Origin of the sequence: Rahnella sp. GSA61A (assembly GCF_019969905.1) — a bacterium.
GTDB lineage: Bacteria > Pseudomonadota > Gammaproteobacteria > Enterobacterales > Enterobacteriaceae > Rahnella > Rahnella aceris.
This window is the reverse complement of the sequence record NZ_JAHXYO010000005.1, coordinates 36,557-52,826: the sequence shown is the minus strand read 5'-3', so window position 1 is coordinate 52,826 and position 16,270 is coordinate 36,557. Positions and strand designations below refer to the sequence as shown.

At 55.1% G+C, this 16,270-nt stretch carries 18 protein-coding genes; 4 read left to right on the top strand and 14 right to left on the bottom strand.

The features are described from left to right. Positions 1 to 108: 108 nt before the first annotated feature. From LC431_RS08370 to mtnK, 3 genes are all read right to left on the bottom strand, one after another. Positions 109 to 1,506, bottom strand: a complete 1,398-nt coding sequence (locus tag LC431_RS08370) for a carbohydrate porin (RefSeq protein ID WP_015689451.1) — start codon at positions 1,504 to 1,506, stop codon at positions 109 to 111. A gap of 292 nt (positions 1,507 to 1,798) precedes the next feature. Beyond that, on the bottom strand, positions 1,799 to 2,269 hold the full coding sequence (locus LC431_RS08365; protein WP_013574280.1) for a DUF1456 family protein: 471 nt from the start codon (positions 2,267 to 2,269) through the stop codon (positions 1,799 to 1,801). Positions 2,270 to 2,364: 95 nt separating this feature from the next. Continuing rightward, the gene (gene mtnK, locus LC431_RS08360) at positions 2,365 to 3,564 is read right to left on the bottom strand and encodes an S-methyl-5-thioribose kinase (RefSeq protein WP_153374802.1); all 1,200 of its coding nucleotides are present in this window, start codon (positions 3,562 to 3,564) and stop codon (positions 2,365 to 2,367) included. A gap of 117 nt (positions 3,565 to 3,681) precedes the next feature. Here mtnK and mtnA point away from each other — a divergent pair, with 117 nt between their 5' ends. After that, positions 3,682 to 4,710, top strand: a complete 1,029-nt coding sequence (gene mtnA / locus LC431_RS08355) for an S-methyl-5-thioribose-1-phosphate isomerase (RefSeq protein ID WP_121019608.1) — start codon at positions 3,682 to 3,684, stop codon at positions 4,708 to 4,710. Between the two features lie 77 nt (positions 4,711 to 4,787). On the opposite strand, the gene LC431_RS08350 is transcribed toward mtnA, so the two are convergent. Genes LC431_RS08350 through LC431_RS08340 form a run of 3 tightly spaced genes read right to left on the bottom strand, consistent with a single transcriptional unit; the run spans position 4,788 to position 6,642 of the window. Continuing rightward, on the bottom strand, positions 4,788 to 5,333 hold the full coding sequence (locus LC431_RS08350) for an acireductone dioxygenase (protein ID WP_013574277.1): 546 nt from the start codon (positions 5,331 to 5,333) through the stop codon (positions 4,788 to 4,790). Between the two features lie 11 nt (positions 5,334 to 5,344). Then, positions 5,345 to 6,031, bottom strand: a complete 687-nt coding sequence (gene mtnC / locus LC431_RS08345) for an acireductone synthase (RefSeq protein ID WP_013574276.1) — start codon at positions 6,029 to 6,031, stop codon at positions 5,345 to 5,347. Then, on the bottom strand, positions 6,028 to 6,642 hold the full coding sequence (locus LC431_RS08340; RefSeq protein ID WP_013574275.1) for a methylthioribulose 1-phosphate dehydratase: 615 nt from the start codon (positions 6,640 to 6,642) through the stop codon (positions 6,028 to 6,030). Before LC431_RS08340 ends, mtnC begins: the two co-directional genes overlap by 4 nt. A 219-nt stretch (positions 6,643 to 6,861) precedes the next feature. On the opposite strand from LC431_RS08340, the gene LC431_RS08335 reads away from it, so the two are divergent. Together LC431_RS08335 and LC431_RS08330 are read left to right on the top strand one after the other, a co-directional pair. Beyond that, positions 6,862 to 8,022 (top strand): pyridoxal phosphate-dependent aminotransferase, encoded by a 1,161-nt coding sequence (locus LC431_RS08335; RefSeq protein ID WP_013574274.1) that lies wholly within the window; start codon positions 6,862 to 6,864, stop codon positions 8,020 to 8,022. Then, a complete protein-coding gene (locus LC431_RS08330; RefSeq protein WP_112151324.1) occupies positions 8,010 to 8,783 on the top strand; it encodes an amidohydrolase in 774 nt (257 codons plus the stop codon). The genes LC431_RS08335 and LC431_RS08330 overlap by 13 nt, the downstream gene beginning before the upstream one ends. A 52-nt stretch (positions 8,784 to 8,835) precedes the next feature. Here LC431_RS08330 and LC431_RS08325 read toward each other — a convergent pair whose 3' ends face one another. Beyond that, positions 8,836 to 9,342, bottom strand: coding sequence for a DUF1993 family protein (locus tag LC431_RS08325; RefSeq protein WP_112151325.1), 507 nt, complete (start codon positions 9,340 to 9,342; stop codon positions 8,836 to 8,838). A gap of 213 nt (positions 9,343 to 9,555) precedes the next feature. Here LC431_RS08325 and LC431_RS08320 point away from each other — a divergent pair, with 213 nt between their 5' ends. Continuing rightward, complete coding sequence (locus LC431_RS08320) at positions 9,556 to 10,824, top strand: glutamine amidotransferase (protein WP_013574271.1); 1,269 nt, start codon at positions 9,556 to 9,558, stop codon at positions 10,822 to 10,824. Between the two features lie 13 nt (positions 10,825 to 10,837). Here the strand turns inward: LC431_RS08320 and uraH are convergent, their stop codons facing one another. Genes uraH through LC431_RS08285 form a run of 7 tightly spaced genes read right to left on the bottom strand, consistent with a single transcriptional unit; the run spans position 10,838 to position 16,265 of the window. Continuing rightward, entirely contained in the window at positions 10,838 to 11,173 is a 336-nt protein-coding gene (gene uraH, locus LC431_RS08315; protein WP_223509684.1) for a hydroxyisourate hydrolase, read from the bottom strand. Beyond that, the gene (gene uraD, locus LC431_RS08310; RefSeq protein WP_112151326.1) at positions 11,173 to 11,667 is read right to left on the bottom strand and encodes a 2-oxo-4-hydroxy-4-carboxy-5-ureidoimidazoline decarboxylase; all 495 of its coding nucleotides are present in this window, start codon (positions 11,665 to 11,667) and stop codon (positions 11,173 to 11,175) included. Before uraD ends, uraH begins: the two co-directional genes overlap by 1 nt. Then, positions 11,664 to 12,938, bottom strand: coding sequence for an allantoate amidohydrolase (hpxK, locus tag LC431_RS08305; RefSeq protein ID WP_223509683.1), 1,275 nt, complete (start codon positions 12,936 to 12,938; stop codon positions 11,664 to 11,666). The genes uraD and hpxK overlap by 4 nt, the downstream gene beginning before the upstream one ends. Then, positions 12,938 to 14,176: an alanine--glyoxylate aminotransferase family protein gene (locus LC431_RS08300; protein ID WP_013574267.1), complete on the bottom strand. Its 1,239-nt coding sequence runs from the start codon at positions 14,174 to 14,176 to the stop codon at positions 12,938 to 12,940. Before LC431_RS08300 ends, hpxK begins: the two co-directional genes overlap by 1 nt. 18 nt (positions 14,177 to 14,194) lie before the next feature. Beyond that, positions 14,195 to 14,947, bottom strand: coding sequence for an amino acid ABC transporter ATP-binding protein (locus tag LC431_RS08295; RefSeq protein WP_037036540.1), 753 nt, complete (start codon positions 14,945 to 14,947; stop codon positions 14,195 to 14,197). Beyond that, positions 14,947 to 15,597: an amino acid ABC transporter permease gene (locus LC431_RS08290; RefSeq protein WP_099049209.1), complete on the bottom strand. Its 651-nt coding sequence runs from the start codon at positions 15,595 to 15,597 to the stop codon at positions 14,947 to 14,949. The genes LC431_RS08295 and LC431_RS08290 overlap by 1 nt, the downstream gene beginning before the upstream one ends. 2 nt (positions 15,598 to 15,599) lie before the next feature. Next, positions 15,600 to 16,265: an amino acid ABC transporter permease gene (locus LC431_RS08285; protein ID WP_013574264.1), complete on the bottom strand. Its 666-nt coding sequence runs from the start codon at positions 16,263 to 16,265 to the stop codon at positions 15,600 to 15,602. Positions 16,266 to 16,270 lie beyond the last annotated feature (5 nt).

The window sequence follows — 16,270 nt, the reverse complement described above, 5'->3', positions numbered from 1 at the left end:
GAAGATACATACATATTACCCTAAATAGTTCGTGTTGCAGAAAGGCGGTAAGCTCACTCACCCTGGGAGTGCAGCCAACGCATCTGTGACGCGAAATATGACGGGTAATCAGAAGTAGTATTTAAAGCGTACCCGCGCCCCATACCGCTCATCGCTGTCATCATCGCCGCTGTAGGTTTTATCTGCTTCCAGCATGGAGACATAAGCGCCCAGATACACGTTGAAGTTTTCCATATCCATCACGTTCGGGATCAGGTAACTGGCGTGAACGGTATGAATGTCGTAGCTGCCCGGTTCATCAAACCAGTCATCGTCGTAATCGGATGCGCGGACGCCATTGATGCTGAAGTCTTCGATTTTGTTGTGCGCATAGATGTAGCCCAGCTCGAAGCGTTTCCATAAGGCATTGGCACCGACGGTGAAGTCTTTTTCATCCGATGCATCCATATAGGCCGTGCTCAGGTTAGCCACCACGCCGTTCTCAGGGTCAGCTTTCTGCCCGTCCCAGGTCATGGTCATGCCATAACCATTACGTTTGGACTGATCAACGAATTCGCCATTTTCACCGGTGTAGCCATACGCATTGTTCACCACGTTGGTTTCCATTGCCGCCGCCACAGAGAACGCATCCCCTTTCCAGGCAATGACCGGACGCAGGTACGCGACGTTTTTATCATTCTCAAGTTGGTTGCCGTGGTAGTTTTGCTCAGCAAACAGTGAGGTGCCGTTTTCCAGCAGGGTGTTCAGCTCGAAATACCAGTTGCCGATATTCTTATTCAGCATGATGTTGCCGCCGCTGTCACTGCGACCGCGCCCTTCTTTCATCATGTAGACATAACCGTAGCCGTCGGCGTACAGATCATTGGCGGTATTCCCGGAGTATTCGACGAAGGTGTCCTGATTAAGCGGGAACATATCGTAAGCTTCGAAGCGGCCGATTTTTGCCATCCAGTTTTTTTCTTCACCGAAGAAGAAAGCGGCATCATCAAGATTCATTGAACCGTTCAGGTCAGCCGTTGGCTGCACAGAGAAACCGGAGAACTGACCATTATCATTTCGACGATAACCATCAAGACCGATTAATAACCGTCCGTTAACATCCCAACGCTCATTATTCCCCGGTTTCCAGTTTTTATTGTCACTGGTTCTGACGGAGGTTAATTGCCCGCTGCGGCTCGCACCGTCAACGTTAAATTCCACATCACCGTACAGTTTTAAATTATCGAATCCATTAAGTGTTAATAATTTGTCTTCCGATATGCCATCCTTTTTAACTTCTACCGGACTGGCTTCTTTCACGCGGGCAATTTCCTGCTCGCGCTTAATATCCTGATGCTTCAACTGCTGGATTTGTTTTTCGGCAGTTTCAGCCCGTGTTTCCGCCTGCTGAAGACGCTGCTCAAGCTGTGCCATACGGGCTTCAAGGCTGCTTCCAGACGTGGCGGCAACCGCAGAACCCGAAATGGCGAATCCTACGAATAAGGCCAATAGTTTAATTTTTGTCATAATAAGATATCCTTTTCACTATAAAAATTACCCGCTGCCAGTCAATTAACAGCGGTGTTTTATTTTTTGAAATAGTGCCCTGAGGTATTACGGCGAAGGATGAAGATAGTTTCCGAATTAATATGCTGTCAAAAATAAACTAGAGAAACGTGATGTGGGAAGTAAAATAACGAAATTTCGTCATTACAGAGTAAATAAACGTAAAGCGGGAGCCTTTTAAAAAAGGCTCCCGCTTATTATTCACTATTAAAGTATTCAGTATATAAATATTTATTTCATGAATACTTTATATTCAGCTTTTTTTAGGACGCACTTTCGCCGTCAGCCCTTTCAGGAAATAACGCATCACCTGATCGCCGCACGGACGGTAATTTTTGTGGCCTTCTTTGCGGAAGAATGCGCTCAGTTCACCTTCAGACACTTTGAAATCAGCCGCCGTCAGTACAGAAATCATGTCTTCGGTTTTCAGCTCAAACGCCACACGCAGTTTTTTCAGCATGATGTTATTGGTCAGGCGTTTTTCCACTTCCGGTGCCGGGAAGCGATCGTCTTTACCGCGTTTGAAGGTAATCAGGCCATTGAGAAAGTTCGCCATCACTTCGTCAGGCACTTCCATGTAACCTTCTTCGTCTTCTTTTTTCAGATAACGCGACATCACGTCAGGGCTGACGGGCGTACCGGTGGTTTTAAGGATCTCGATCAGCTGGCCTTCGCTTAAATCCAACATGTAGCGCACGCTGCGTAAGACATGGTTATGCATCATAATTCTGTATTCCTGTTAAAAGTAAACCGAGGAAATGCCACCGGGTTTACCCCTACGCACCTCGAAGGCGGGCATTATACAAGAAACTTACAGGATTAGCTGAACTGACGTATCCGCGCAATAAGTGACTCCACATCGCCGATTTGTTGTGCAGTGAGGATCAGTTTTTGCCCAAGGCTCAGCGCATGGCGCTGGCAGTCGGCGCGCATCGCATCATCTTTAATGGTATCGAGATCAGCAACATGTGCCAGGCCGATGGTGCGACGGATTAACTCCGCGCCGCAGTAACCGACGGCATCGTGCCAGACTTCCTGCAAAAAGAGTCCGGCATAGCCGGTTTCCGCCAGCGTCGGATCCTGAGATTTATCCCGCGCCAGTTGCAGGAAACGCTCTGAGAAACTCATCCACAGTTCACGCACATCTTTCAGGCGCTGCTCGCGGCCGTCCGCCGCCTCGCGCACACCCACCAGCCCCGGCAGACCACAATAGTTCAGCAACAGGTTGCCGATAGCAGAACCGGGATCAAAGCCCATCGGGCCGTAATAACCGAACTCCGCGTCAATGGCTTTCAGTTTGCCTTCAGCAACAAAAATCGAACCACTGTGAATATCACCGTGCAACAGCGCTTCGGCCTTGCTCAGGAAACGATGTTTGAGCGCGGCCACAGCCAGACGCAGCGGTTTGTCCTGACGCAGTGCATCCACCGCCGGCTGCAATACCGGCTCAAAATTATTGCGCTCATGGTCAACATACGGATCGGTGAAGAACAGATCTTCGGTGATCTGACACAATTCAGGGTTGGTAAAACGCGAGACTTCGGCTTTTTTGGCCTGCGCATTCTGGTAGAAATCGGAAGTATGAAACAGTGTCTGTGCCAGATACTCACCGAGCTGGGCTGCCGCCTGCGGGTAATGTTTCCCCAGTACCAGTTCACTGCGCCAGATCTGATGATCCGATAAATCTTCCTGCACCATCACCGCCAGTTCAGCGTCGTGATGCAACACATTAACCGTGTGCTGCGGACAGTACTGGCCGTGGATAATCAGGGTTTCGGCTTCAATGCGCGCACGATCTAACGTCAGCGGCCAGGATTCCCCCACACACCGCACGTACGGCAGCGCCTGTTTTACAATCACCCGGTTTTTCCCCGCAGTATCGCGGATCTTAAACACCAGGTTCAGGTTTCCGTCACCGATTTCATCGGCCGTGACAAGAGATTGCGGATCCGCCACGCCACCAAACTGACGGGCATATTCAACGGCATCGTTGGCGGTAAATGTGTAGTAGCGTGACATCCTGACCTCTCGAATTCTTTTTTTAGCCTTTAAAGCGTTTAGACGTCTATACATCCGTGAAGCATGTTGGCAGAATAAGTGAACAGATGCAACCGGGCAACAAGGATTTAACTAACAATGCAAAGCCTCACAACCACCAGTTTACGTATTCGTGAAAACCAGCTGTGGATCCTCGACCAGCAAGCTCTGCCGCAACGTTCAGACTGGCGCGAATGCCGTGATGTCAGCGAACTGGTGGATCACATCCGCACCCTGCGCGTACGCGGTGCGCCGCTGATTGGTTTGTCCGCCAGTCTGTTGCTGGCGCTGCTGGCCGAACAGGGAATGGCGCAGGATGAATTGCATCAGGCTCTGGAGACATTGCGCGCCTCGCGCCCGACCGCAGTGAATCTGATGAACAATCTCGACCGTATGAAGGCCGCGTTGCAACAAGCTGATTACGTGAAAGCGCTGGTGGAAGAAGCATTGCGGCTGGTGGATGAAGATCAGACATTGTGCGACAGCATTGCCACTCACGGCGCAAAACTGGTCACGCCCGGCAGCCGTCTGCTCACCCACTGCAACACCGGCGGCCTGGCAACAGCGGGCGTCGGCACGGCCATCGGCGTGATCCGCCGAGCCCATGAACAGGGCAATGTAGAACAGGTTTGGGTGGATGAAACCCGTCCGTTGTTGCAAGGGGGGCGCCTGACCGCGTGGGAACTAGGCGAGCTGGGTATTCCTTATCAGCTGATTTGTGATTCGATGGCCGCCAGCCTGATGGCGCAAAAACGCGTTGATGCCATCTGGGTCGGCGCTGACCGCATTGCTGCGAATGGCGATGTCGCCAACAAAATCGGCACTTACAGCCTGGCGGTGCTGGCGAAATATCACGGTATTCCGTTCTATGTTGCCGCGCCGCATACCACCCATGACCCGCACTGCCCGAACGGTGCCGCCATCCCTATCGAACAGCGCGCGGCAAATGAAGTGACCGGCGTTTCCGGCAGCTTTGGTTCCGTACAATGGGCGCCGCTCGGCGCGCAGGTTTATAACCCGGCGTTTGATGTCACACCGGCGGAGTTGATCAGCGGATGGGTGCTGGATGTGGGGGTGGTGACGCCGGAGCAGGTTCGGGATGGTGTGTTTGCGAAGGCGTTGAAGTAATCTTTTCTCCTCCCGGCAAACTGTGGCAAACAACTCGGTTTTACTCCTCCCCCTGCGAAGGGGGAGGGAGTCAAAGCTTACTCCCCCATCCGCGGATATGCATCCGCAATCTTATCGCCGGTGAAATGCGCCACCCAGCCTTCCGGATTATCGAATACACGGATCGCGGTAAACGACGGGGATCCGCCCATGTCAAACCAGTGGCGGGTATTAGCCGGTACGGAAATCAGATCGTTTTTCTCGCACAGGATCTGAAAAATCTTGCCGTTCAGATGCAGGCAAAACAGCCCGGCACCTTCGACGAAGAAACGCACTTCGTCTTCGCCATGTGTATGTTCAGAGAGAAATTTGGTGCGCAGCACCTCACGCTGTTCGTTGTCCGGGCGCATGCTGATCACATCCCAGCTCTGATAGCCCTTCTCTTCGACCAGTTTGTCGATTTCATGCTGATAGGCGGCAATCACGTCCTGCGGCTGCGGGTTCTCGCCTAAATCACGGTCAGCCTGCCAGCGTTCGAAACGCACATCAATTTTGCTCAGTTCAGCAGCGATCGCGTCCCCGTCGCGGCTTTCCCACAACGGTGCGGAAGGATCCTGGTCACTAAAAATCGTTAATGCACTCATGGTCAACCCTCTTATAAGAATGTTTCTAAGGCTATCTGATCAAAACGATTAACTTGCAGGTGATCGCTGAGTTCGTCCGCGTCATCGCGGATCAGCTGACAGGTATGCCAGCCCGCTAAGCGCGCGGCATCGAGCTCCTGACGGATGTCTGATAAAAACAGTAAATCCTGCGGCGGCAGGATCAGTTGCTCAGCGATGTTCTGATACGACTCCGTTTCACGCTTAGCACCGACGCGGGTATCGAAATATCCGCTGAACAGCGAGGTTAAATCACCGGCATCGCTGTAACCAAACAACAGCTTTTGCGCGTCCACCGACCCCGAGGAATACACGCAAAGTTGCAGACCCTCAGCTTTCCACGCTTCCAGCTGCGGTGCGACGTCAGCATACAGATGCCCGCGAAAATCACCGTTTTCATAACCGGTACGCCAGATGATGCCCTGCAACACTTTCAGCGACGTCGATTTCACGTCGTTATCCATGTAAGTAAAGAGTTGTTCAATCAGCGCCTCGACGCTGGCCTGTGGCCGGTCGATTTCTGCGCGTAAGGCATCCAGTGCCGCCGCAACGTCCGGCTGTTCATGCTCATGGCGCAGGAATTCAGCAAGACGCTGACGGGCATACGGGAACAACACCTGATGCACAAAACGGATATCCGTGGTGGTACCTTCAATATCAGTCACAATGGCGCGGATCATTTAGCCTCCAGCAGGCGACGTTGCAGTTCACACTGGAATAAAAATTCCAGCCCTTCCAGATGGCGGCGCGCTTCGGCCACATCCCGTCCCCAGCAGGTCAGCCCATGACCGCGCAGCAGAAAACCATACTGCAACGGCGCGTGCTCCGCTGATGCGATGATCTTCTGCGCCAGCGCGGGAATATCCTGACTGTTGTCGAAAATCGGGATCACCACCTGATCAAGGTGCGAGGTCTGGCCGCTGAGCGATTTCTGCATCTCATAGCCTTCCAGCACCAGCGCACCACTGCGTTCTACCCGCGATAACACTGTCGAATTGACCGAATGGGTATGCAGCACCGCGCCTGTTTCAGGATAGCGGGAATACAGCATGGTGTGCAGGCCGGTTTCCGCAGAAGGACGACGTCCGCTGGGCGCAAGGCCGCTTTCCAGTTCCACCAGCAGGAAATCGTCTGCGGTGAGTGATCCTTTGTCTTTTCCCGATTCGGTGATCAGGCAATGAGCATCGCCTTCGCGCACGGACATATTGCCGCCCGTTGCCGGGCTCCAGCCCTTCTGACCAATCCAGTGACAGGCTGCCAGCAGCGCGCCCAGTTGCAAATTCTCTGTCATCGTATTCCTGAAAAGCTGTGCGTTGAGGGACGGAGTTCGGAATGAAATAGACGCTTTTTACCGCGATATATTCAATGTGTTGCGGCTTAGATCGAATTGGCATTTAGCCATCTAAGCGTCTCGATTGCCAAATATTAACATCGTGTTATATTGTGAGCAACATCGCTATTTGCACACCTGACGCCTGTCAGGTCAACGGTCCAGGAGTATTGACCCGCCATGAGCACAGCAGCATTGATCCCCGAAAGTAAACTTCCTGCATTAGGCACCACGATTTTCACCCAAATGAGTGCGCTGGCGCAGAAACACAATGCCATTAACCTGTCGCAGGGGTTTCCTGATTTCGACGGCCCGCAATATCTGAGGGATCGTCTGGCGTATCACGTCAGTCAGGGCGCGAACCAGTACGCACCGATGACCGGCACGGCGCAGCTACGTGAAGCGATTGCCACCAAAACCGAACAGATTTACGGCTATGCACCGGACGCCAACACCGACATCACCATCACGGCGGGCGCGACAGAATCGCTGTATATCGCCATCACCGCGCTGGTGTCGAAAGGCGACGAAGTGATTGCTTTCGACCCGAGCTATGACTGTTACGCCCCGGCGGTAGAACTGGCAGGCGGCGTGATGAAACGCATTCAGTTGCAGCCACCGGAATTCAAAGTGAACTGGGCGGAATTCGCCGATCAGATTACCGACCGCACAAAGCTTGTGATCATCAACACGCCGCATAACCCGTCGGCTACCGTCTGGAGCCACAGCGACGTCGGGCAGCTTTGGCAGATCATTGCGGATAAACACATTTTCGTGCTGAGCGATGAAGTGTACGAACACATTTGTTTTGCGCCGGAAGGTCACGCCAGCGTGCTGCGACATCCGCAGCTGCGTCAGCGCGCCATTGCCGTATCGTCGTTCGGCAAGACTTACCACATGACCGGCTGGCGCGTGGGATATTGCATCGCACCGGCGGTTATCAGCGCCGAACTGCGCAAGGTGCACCAGTATCTGACCTTCTCCGTCACCACGCCGGTTCAGCTGGCGCTGGCGGATATGCTGCGTGAAGCGCCGGAACACTGGCAGGAATTACCGGCCTTTTATCAGGCCAAGCGCGACCGTCTGGCGCAAGGGCTGGCGAACAGCCGTCTGAAAGTTTTACCGAGCCAGGGCACCTATTTTCTGCTGGTCGATTACAGCGAGGTGTCCGGTTTAGACGATGTTGCATTCTGCCACTGGCTGACTGAACATGTGGGTGTGGCGGCCATTCCGATGTCGGTCTTCTGCGCCGCGCCTTTCCCACATAAACTGATCCGGCTGTGCTTTGCCAAACAGGAAGCCACGCTGGACGCTGCTTCGGAGCGCCTGTGTCAACTTTAAAACTGTCCGTATTGCAACAGCCGCTGGTGTGGCTGGATGGCGAGGCGAACCTCGCACATTTCGACGGCCTGCTCAGTGCGCTGACTGGCCGCGACCTGATTGTTCTTCCTGAAATGTTTACCACCGGTTTCGCCATGCAGGCACCGGGCAGTGCGCTGCCTGAATCGCGTGTCGTGCAATGGCTGCAACAGTGGGCGAAACAACTCGGGGCAATGATTGGCGGCAGTGTGGCGTTAAGCACTACGGAAGGCGCCGTGAACCGTTTCCTGCTGGTTGAACCGCAGGGCAAGGTGCATTTTTACGATAAACGTCACCTGTTCCGCATGGCCGGTGAGCACAATTATTATGTAGCGGGCAAACGCCGTGAAATCGTCGAATGGCGCGGCTGGCGCATTCTGCCGCAAGTCTGTTACGACCTGCGTTTTCCGGTGTATTCCCGCAACCGGCAGGATTATGACCTGGCGCTTTACGTCGCCAACTGGCCTGCCCCGCGCAGCCGCCACTGGCAGACGCTGCTCGCCGCCCGGGCGATTGAAAATCAGGCTTATGTCGCCGGATGCAACCGCGTCGGCACTGATGACAACGGCCACTACTACAGCGGTGACAGCCTGATTATTAATCCGCAGGGGGAAGAGCTGGCGCGTGCTGAGCCGGGTTCGGCGATGATTATCGACGCAGAGTTGTCGCTGGAAGCGTTACAGGATTACCGCGAAACCTTCCCCGCCTGGCGCGATGCCGATACCTATTTGTTACATGACTAAAAAAATGCCCCGGACTTTTCAGCCGGGGCATTTTTAATTCCTGCCTGTCTGTTTAGTTCCCACCAATAAAGTCCATTTTACCGATGTTCACGCCCAGATGGCGCAGAATGTTGTAGGCGGTGGTGATGTGGAAATAGAAGTTCGGCACGGCAAACACGGTAACATAGCTGTGCGCAGTAAATTTCATTTCACGATTTCTGCCTTTCACCACGATCTCACGGGATTCATCGCCTTCCAGCTGTTGTGCATCCACACTTTCGATAAAACGCAGCGTTTTGGCGATGCGCTCCTGCAACTGGGCGAATGTTACTTCACTGTCTTCCATTGCAGGCGCGGCGATACCGGCCAGACGGGCAATTGCGCCTTTCGACATATCACTGGTGATTTGCACCTGTCGCGCCAGTGGATACATATCTTCTGCCAGACGGGTATTCAGGACTTCTTCTTCTGATTTTCCGTTTTCCTTTGCCCATGCCGCGCCTTTTTCCAGCAAGGCTGAAAGATTTTGTAAACCACGAACAAATTGTGCCGCCGTACTGCCATAAAGCGATGCTGACATGATGCTTCCTTAATGAATGATGGGTTAGAACAACTGGCGCTACCTTAGCGCGTTATGGTCTGAACAGCGCGCCGTTTTATAGCAATGAAGTGTGACGAAAAATCCGCTTTGCGAGCTGCCCCTGTCTTTTTGTCAGCGCATGTAAAAACATCCCGGTGTGGATCACTTCTTGCATTCAATACCCCCGCAAAAACATCTGACAGAGGATCACTGATGACTATCACCTTTATTGCCCACTCCACGCCCGAACCTGCGTTGTACGGCGCGATGGCAGCGATACTTGCTGAGCTACGCGCTTTGCCGCTGTGTCACTTTCCCGTCAGCCATGATGCGCAACGTTACCCGAATGCCCGCCAGCACGTGACGGCGCAAGGGCATGCACTGACCAGCGGACTGCTGTGGCTTGAGCGCCTGACCGGGCGCGGTGCGGGTGAAGAATCCGGTGTTGAATCCCTGATTTATCGGGCACTTAAAGAAGATATCGTCGTACCGTTGCGTGAACCGTTATCCGCAGAACTGGCAGTGCAAATCGCGGAACAGGGTATTGAAATTGAATCATTAACCGTGGTGCGTAATCAGGATAAATTCCAGCTGGAAGACGGCATCACCGGCAAAATTCGCAGCAACGGCTGGGGGCGTGATGCCTTTGGCCGCTGGGCATTAGGCCCGGTTTCACAACCGGTCATGCGGGCAGGAAAAACCCTGCGCGTGGCACTGGTCGGGGATTTTACCGAGCAGCGTGACAGTTATCCGGCGATGCTGGCTGCACTGGGAGACGCCGCCGATGCACTGGCAATGAACATTGATGTGATCTATGTGCCATCGACGTTACTGGGCAGCCAGCTTGATTGCACGCTGTTTGAGGTTGACGGCATTATGTTGCCGGGCGCGACACTCACCCGCAGCGACACGCAGGCCGGACAACTGGCGACCGCCACCTGGGCTCTGGAAAACCAGACGCCGGTATTAGGGATTAATCAGGGTATGCATCAGATGATCACTGCGCTGGGGCAGAAAGTGCTCGGGCAGGAACGCGTGGTGATGCACGGGCCGTCGACGCTCGGCAGCCTGCAAACCGCGTTGCCGCTGGCCGAGCACGTGCAGCCGCGTGTGGGGAATCATCCGGTCATTACCCGCAACGGCAGCCTGCTGGCCAATAAAACGGGGGATGAATTTATGCTGCGCTACAACCAGCGCCGCTATCTGAATCCGCATTTGCTGGCTGAGCTGGAAAACGCCGGGCTGATCGTTTCAGGGTATGACGAAAGTGGCGAACAGGCGCAGGCAATTGAGCTGAACAATCATCCGTTCTTTATGGGTGTGCAGGGGCAGCCGGAGCTGATGTCACGCCGCGAGCGGCCAAATCCGCTGCTGATGGCGTTCCTGCAACAGGTCCGTCAGGGCAACCGTGACCGCGATGTCAGCCACGCCGCGCTGACCCAAAGCGTGCGGCTTAAACATCCGCACCTGCTGATGGGCTGACTGACAGAAAGATCTAACTGCCGCGATACGTTGAATAAGAATACGGACTGATCAGCAGCGGCAGATGGTAATGATCCTGATCACCGTCGATCATCACATCAATGATCGCCGAGTGATACAGCGTCTCACGACCGGTGGCGGCGAAATACGCGCCGATATCCGCACACAACCGGTAATGCCCGGAGGTGACCGGTTCCGGCGTTAATTTTGCGGCGCGGCCATCGGCATCGGTTTGGATTTCACTGATGATCGTGACGTTCTGCCCTTCAATACATTCCAGCCAGACGCGCACATTCGCCGCGGGCTGCCCTAAAGACGTATCGAGAATATGGGTAGTGATGCGGGTCATTATTGAAATATCTCCTTTAAACGCAGCAGGGTAATTTCTTTGAGTTGTTGCGCCGTTTCCTGATCTTCAGCCTCCGGCGAATTCTGTAGCCGCCGTTGCAGATTATCAAGGATCTCCCCTGAACTGCGCCCTTTAGCGCGGATCAGAAACACCCGCCCGAAACGCTGTTCATAACGCAGATTCCCCTCGTGCAGTGCATCAATCACTGCCTGCTGGCTGATATTGAGCGTCGCCTGTTCGCCACGGGAAAGCTGCGCTTCTTTACTGGCACCGGCGGCGCGTTCACCGATACGCGGGTGCGCCGACAGCGCCTGAGTAATATCTTCCGGCTGCCAGTTTTCGCAGGCCGCTCCGGCGCTGTGCAATACGTCTTGCACAGAAGCATAAGGCCGCGCATCGCTGACGGTTTTCGCCCACGACGGGATATTCACCAGCGGGCGTAACAACGCAACGGCTTCGAATTCGGATAATGCGTTGAATTCTTCAAAGGTCATAAATGTCCCTCAGCAAAGCTCAGCACCGTATTGATATACGCCTGCACCGCGTAAGCCACGTCGCCGGTGGTGACCGATTCATCAGGATGATGGCTGATGCCGTCCTTGCAGCGCACAAACAACATGCCGACCGGCCAGCATTCAGCGATAGCAATCGCGTCATGCCCTGCGCCGCTTGGCAGCGACATCGCCTGTCCCTGCAAGTGTAAAACGCTCTGACTGAGACGATGCTGCAAACCGTCGTTACATTCAGTCGCGCTGATGCCATAAAACTGTTCGGCGGCAAACGTCAGCCCGCGACGTGCAGCAATATCGCGGCCCTTCGCCAGCAGCGTTTCCAGCAGTGCCGATAAATCATCATCACGCGGTCCGCGTACATCCAGCGACAATTTCACCTGTCCCGGAATGACATTCACCGCACCCGGCAGGCATTCCAGCGTGCCCACTGTCGCCACCAGATTGCGGCCGGTGGCGGTGGTGATACTTTCAATGGCCAGCGTCCATTCGGCGGCGGCAGTCAGCGCGTCCTGACGCTGCCCCATCGGCACGGTACCGGCATGACCGGCGTGACCGGTATATTCACAATTCAGGCGACGCGCGCCGTTAATCGCCGTGACCACGCCGAGCGGCACATCCGCCGTTTGCAGGCACGGCCCCTGCTCGATGTGCAATTCCAGGTAAGCGCAAAAGTCGCTGACCGCACGCTGTGATGCGCCGATTCTCAGCGGATCCAGCCCGACATCACGCATCGCCTGGGCGACCGAAATCCCCTGCGCGTCCTGACGTTCCAGCCAGTCCGCGGGCCAGGTACCGGTCAGTCCACGACTGCCGAGCAGCGTGATGCCAAAACGTGTGCCTTCCTCATCGCAGAACCCGACAATTTCCACCGCCATCGGCAAACGAATGCCGTTCTGATGGAAATGCGCCACCACCTCCAGCGCGGTCAGCACGCCCAGCGGGCCGTCGTAACGCCCGGCATTACGCACGCTGTCGAGATGTGATCCCAGCAAAATGGCCGGTGCTGTCGCATCCAGCCCGTCATAGCGCCCGCAGATATTGCCGACGCTGTCCTGCCAGACACGCATCCCGGCGGCGGTCATCCACTCGCCCACCTGTCGGTTAGCCTGCAAATGTTCCGGCGAGAGATAGACGCGGGTCAGTTGTCCCGGCGTTTCGCTGATGGCGGCGAGTGCGTCGCAACGCGCCATCACCCGTTCAGCGGCAAGCTTTGCGCTTTCTGAAACCGCAGCCAGCGTAAAAGCTTCAGCCATTACTGACCTCCCGCGTAATGATCCCAGGCACCCTGCGCCCCTGCGCCGTATTTTGACGCAAAGCCGAGACGGTTGAGCACCGCTTCAAGCGCCACCAGCGTTTGCAACACGCAGTCTTTACGCGCGTTGTAACCCATGGTGCCGATACGCCAGATTTTCCCGGCCAGCGGACCAAATGAGGTGCCGATTTCAATGCTGAAATCATTAAGCATCATCTGGCGAACCTGTTCGCCGTGGATGCCCGGTGGAATGACTACGCCGAGTACATTGCTCATGCGGTTATTCAGGTCGCCGAACACTTCCAGCCCCATGCCCTGAATGCCTGCCAGTAATGCGCCGCCGTGTAATTTATGACGGGCGATGCCGGTATCCAGCCCTTCTTCCAGAATGATGCGCGCACATTCACGCGCCGCAAACAGCATGCTGGTGGCTTCGGTATGGTGGTTAAGACGCTCCGGCCCCCAGTAATCCATGATCATCCCCAGATCGAAATAGTTGGAGTAGATCATCTCGTCGTCGCCGTCAGCATGGTCGGCGGTACGGATACCTTGCTCGACACATTTACGGCGACGGATTTGTTCTTCAAAGCGCGGGCTGATGGTCACCGGCGAACTGCCTGACGGACCGCCGAGGCATTTTTGCAAACCGGCAGATACGGCGTCTAAACCCCATGCGTCGGTTTCCAGCGGGTTACCGCCAAAGGACGCCGTGGCATCGGAGTAGAACAGCACGCCGTGACGGTGGCAGATTTCACCCAGTTGCTCCAGCGGCTGCAACATGGTGGTGGAGGTATCGCCCTGCACGGTCAGCAACCAGCGCGGTTTAACGGATTTAATCGCATCTTCGATTTGCTGCGGATCAAACACTTCGCCCCACGGCACTTCGAGGGTATGAACTTCCGCACGACAGCGACGGGCAATTTCGCACAGCAGATGACCGAAACGACCAAACACCGGCACCAGCACTTTGTCGCCCGGACGGATACCGGAAAGCAGCACGGCTTCGATACCGGCGCGCGAGGTGCCGTCGATCAGGAACGTCCACTGATTGTCGGTTTTGTACAAGGCGCGGTACAGCGCCATCACTTCGTTCATGTAGCCGGTCATCACCGGATCATATTGCCCGACCAGTTGACTCGCCATCGCCCGCAGTACGCGCGGATCGGCATTGATGGGTCCCGGCCCCATCAGCAGACGGGTTGGCGGGTTGATTTGTCCGGGAGAGATGAAATCTGACATAGTTAATCCTTTACGATGTTAGCTTGCGGCAGCCTCAGTAAGGCCGCGTACGGATGCTATAAATTGTTTTAACTCCGGCGTTTGCGGGTTAGCAAACAGCGCCCGGCTTTCGCCCTGTTCCCACACGGTGCCCTGATGCATAAACACCACGCGGTCACCCACTTCGCGGGCAAAATTCATTTCGTGTGTCACCAGCACCAGCGTCATGCCTTCTTTCGCCAGTTGCTCGAGCACTTTCAATACTTCGCCGACCAGTTCCGGATCCAGCGCCGAGGTGATTTCATCACACAGCAGCACTTTCGGGTTCATGGCCAGCGCACGGGCAATCGCCACGCGTTGCTGCTGGCCGCCGGAAAGATTCGACGGGTAATAATCCATGCGATCCGCCAGACCGACTTTCGCCAGCATCTGCGCGGCCAGTTCACGGCATTCGGCAGCGGACTTTTTCAGCACGCGGCGTGGCGCCAGCATGACGTTTTCCAGCGCGGTCATGTGCGGGAAAAGATTGAAACTCTGGAACACCATGCCCACGGAACGGCTGATGTCACGCGCCTGAGAATCGCGGTCGGTAATGGTCATCCCGCCGAGTTTGATGCTGCCTTCCTGATAGCCTTCCAGCCCGTTCATGCAGCGCAACAGCGTACTTTTCCCTGAACCGCTGCGGCCGATGATCGAAATCACTTCGCCGCTGTCAATATCCAGATCCACGCCTTTCAGTACGTGGTTCTGACCGTAAAATTTCTGAACCTGGTTGATGGTGATCAGTGGCATTACTGTTTCTCTCCACGCAATGATTTTTCTAAATGCTGGCTGTAACGGGACAGCGGATAGCACATCAGGAAGTAGCCCAGCGCCACTAATCCAAACACTTTGAACGGCTCATACGTCACGTTGTTCAGCATCGTTCCGGCTTTGGTCAGTTCGACAAAACCGATAATCGAGGCCAGCGCGGTCCCCTTCACCACCTGTACGGAAAACCCGACGGTCGGCGCGATAGCAATGCGCAGCGCCTGCGGGGTGATCACCCGCCATAACGTCTGGCCGAAATTCAGGCCGAGACAGCGCGACGCTTCCCACTGGCCTTTCGGTAATGCGGCAATACTGCCGCTCCAGATATCCACCAGATAAGCGCTGGTATACAGCGTCAGCGCCAGCGCGGCGGCGGTCCACGGGCTGACATTAATCCCAAACAGCCCAAGGCCGAAGAAGGCCAGGAATAGCTGCATCAGCAGCGGCGTGCCCTGAAACAGCTCGGAATACAGACGGACAAAAAGCGTCGGCCAGCGGCGTTTGGTGAGACGCAGTAACAGCAACGGCAACGTCACCAGCGTGCCGCCGATAAAAGCGGTCAGCGACAACAATAACGTCCAGCGCGCCGCCAGCAGGAGATTGCGCACAATGTCCCAGTCGGTGAAGGTCATCATCAGTTTTCACTCCCAAAGACACGGCGTCCGGCCAGCAGCAGCAACTGACGCATCGCAACCGACAGCAATAAATAAAACAACGTGGTGACCAGATACACTTCAAAACTGAGGAAGGTGCGCGACTGAATTAAGTTCGCGGCAAACGTCAGTTCTTCATAGGACACCTGCGATACCACGGAAGATCCGAGCATCACGATAATGCACTGGCTGACCAGTGACGGATAAATGCGTTTCAGCGACGGCGGCAGCACGATGCGCAGGAACGTCTGACTGCGGGTTAATCCCAGCACGCGCCCGGCTTCCCACTGACCTTTCGGCGTCACCTGAATACCGGCGCGGATAATCTCCGTGCTGTAGGCGCCGAGGTTAATCAGCATCGCCAGCAGCGCCGCTTCACCGGCAGTCATTTTCAGGCCAATGGCTGGCAGGCCAAAGACAATGAAAAACAGCTGCACCACAAACGGCGTATTACGGATGGCTTCGACATACACGCCCCAGACCGCACGCAGGGTTTTATGGTTGCCGCAGCGGATGGCCGCGCCGCAAATCCCTATTGCGACACCGCCAACCGTTGCCATTACCGTCAGCTCAATGGTGGTCCATAAACCGGCCAGCAGTTCCGGCATATAAGGCCATAGCGCGCTAAAGTTAAGCTGATAGGTCATGAAAG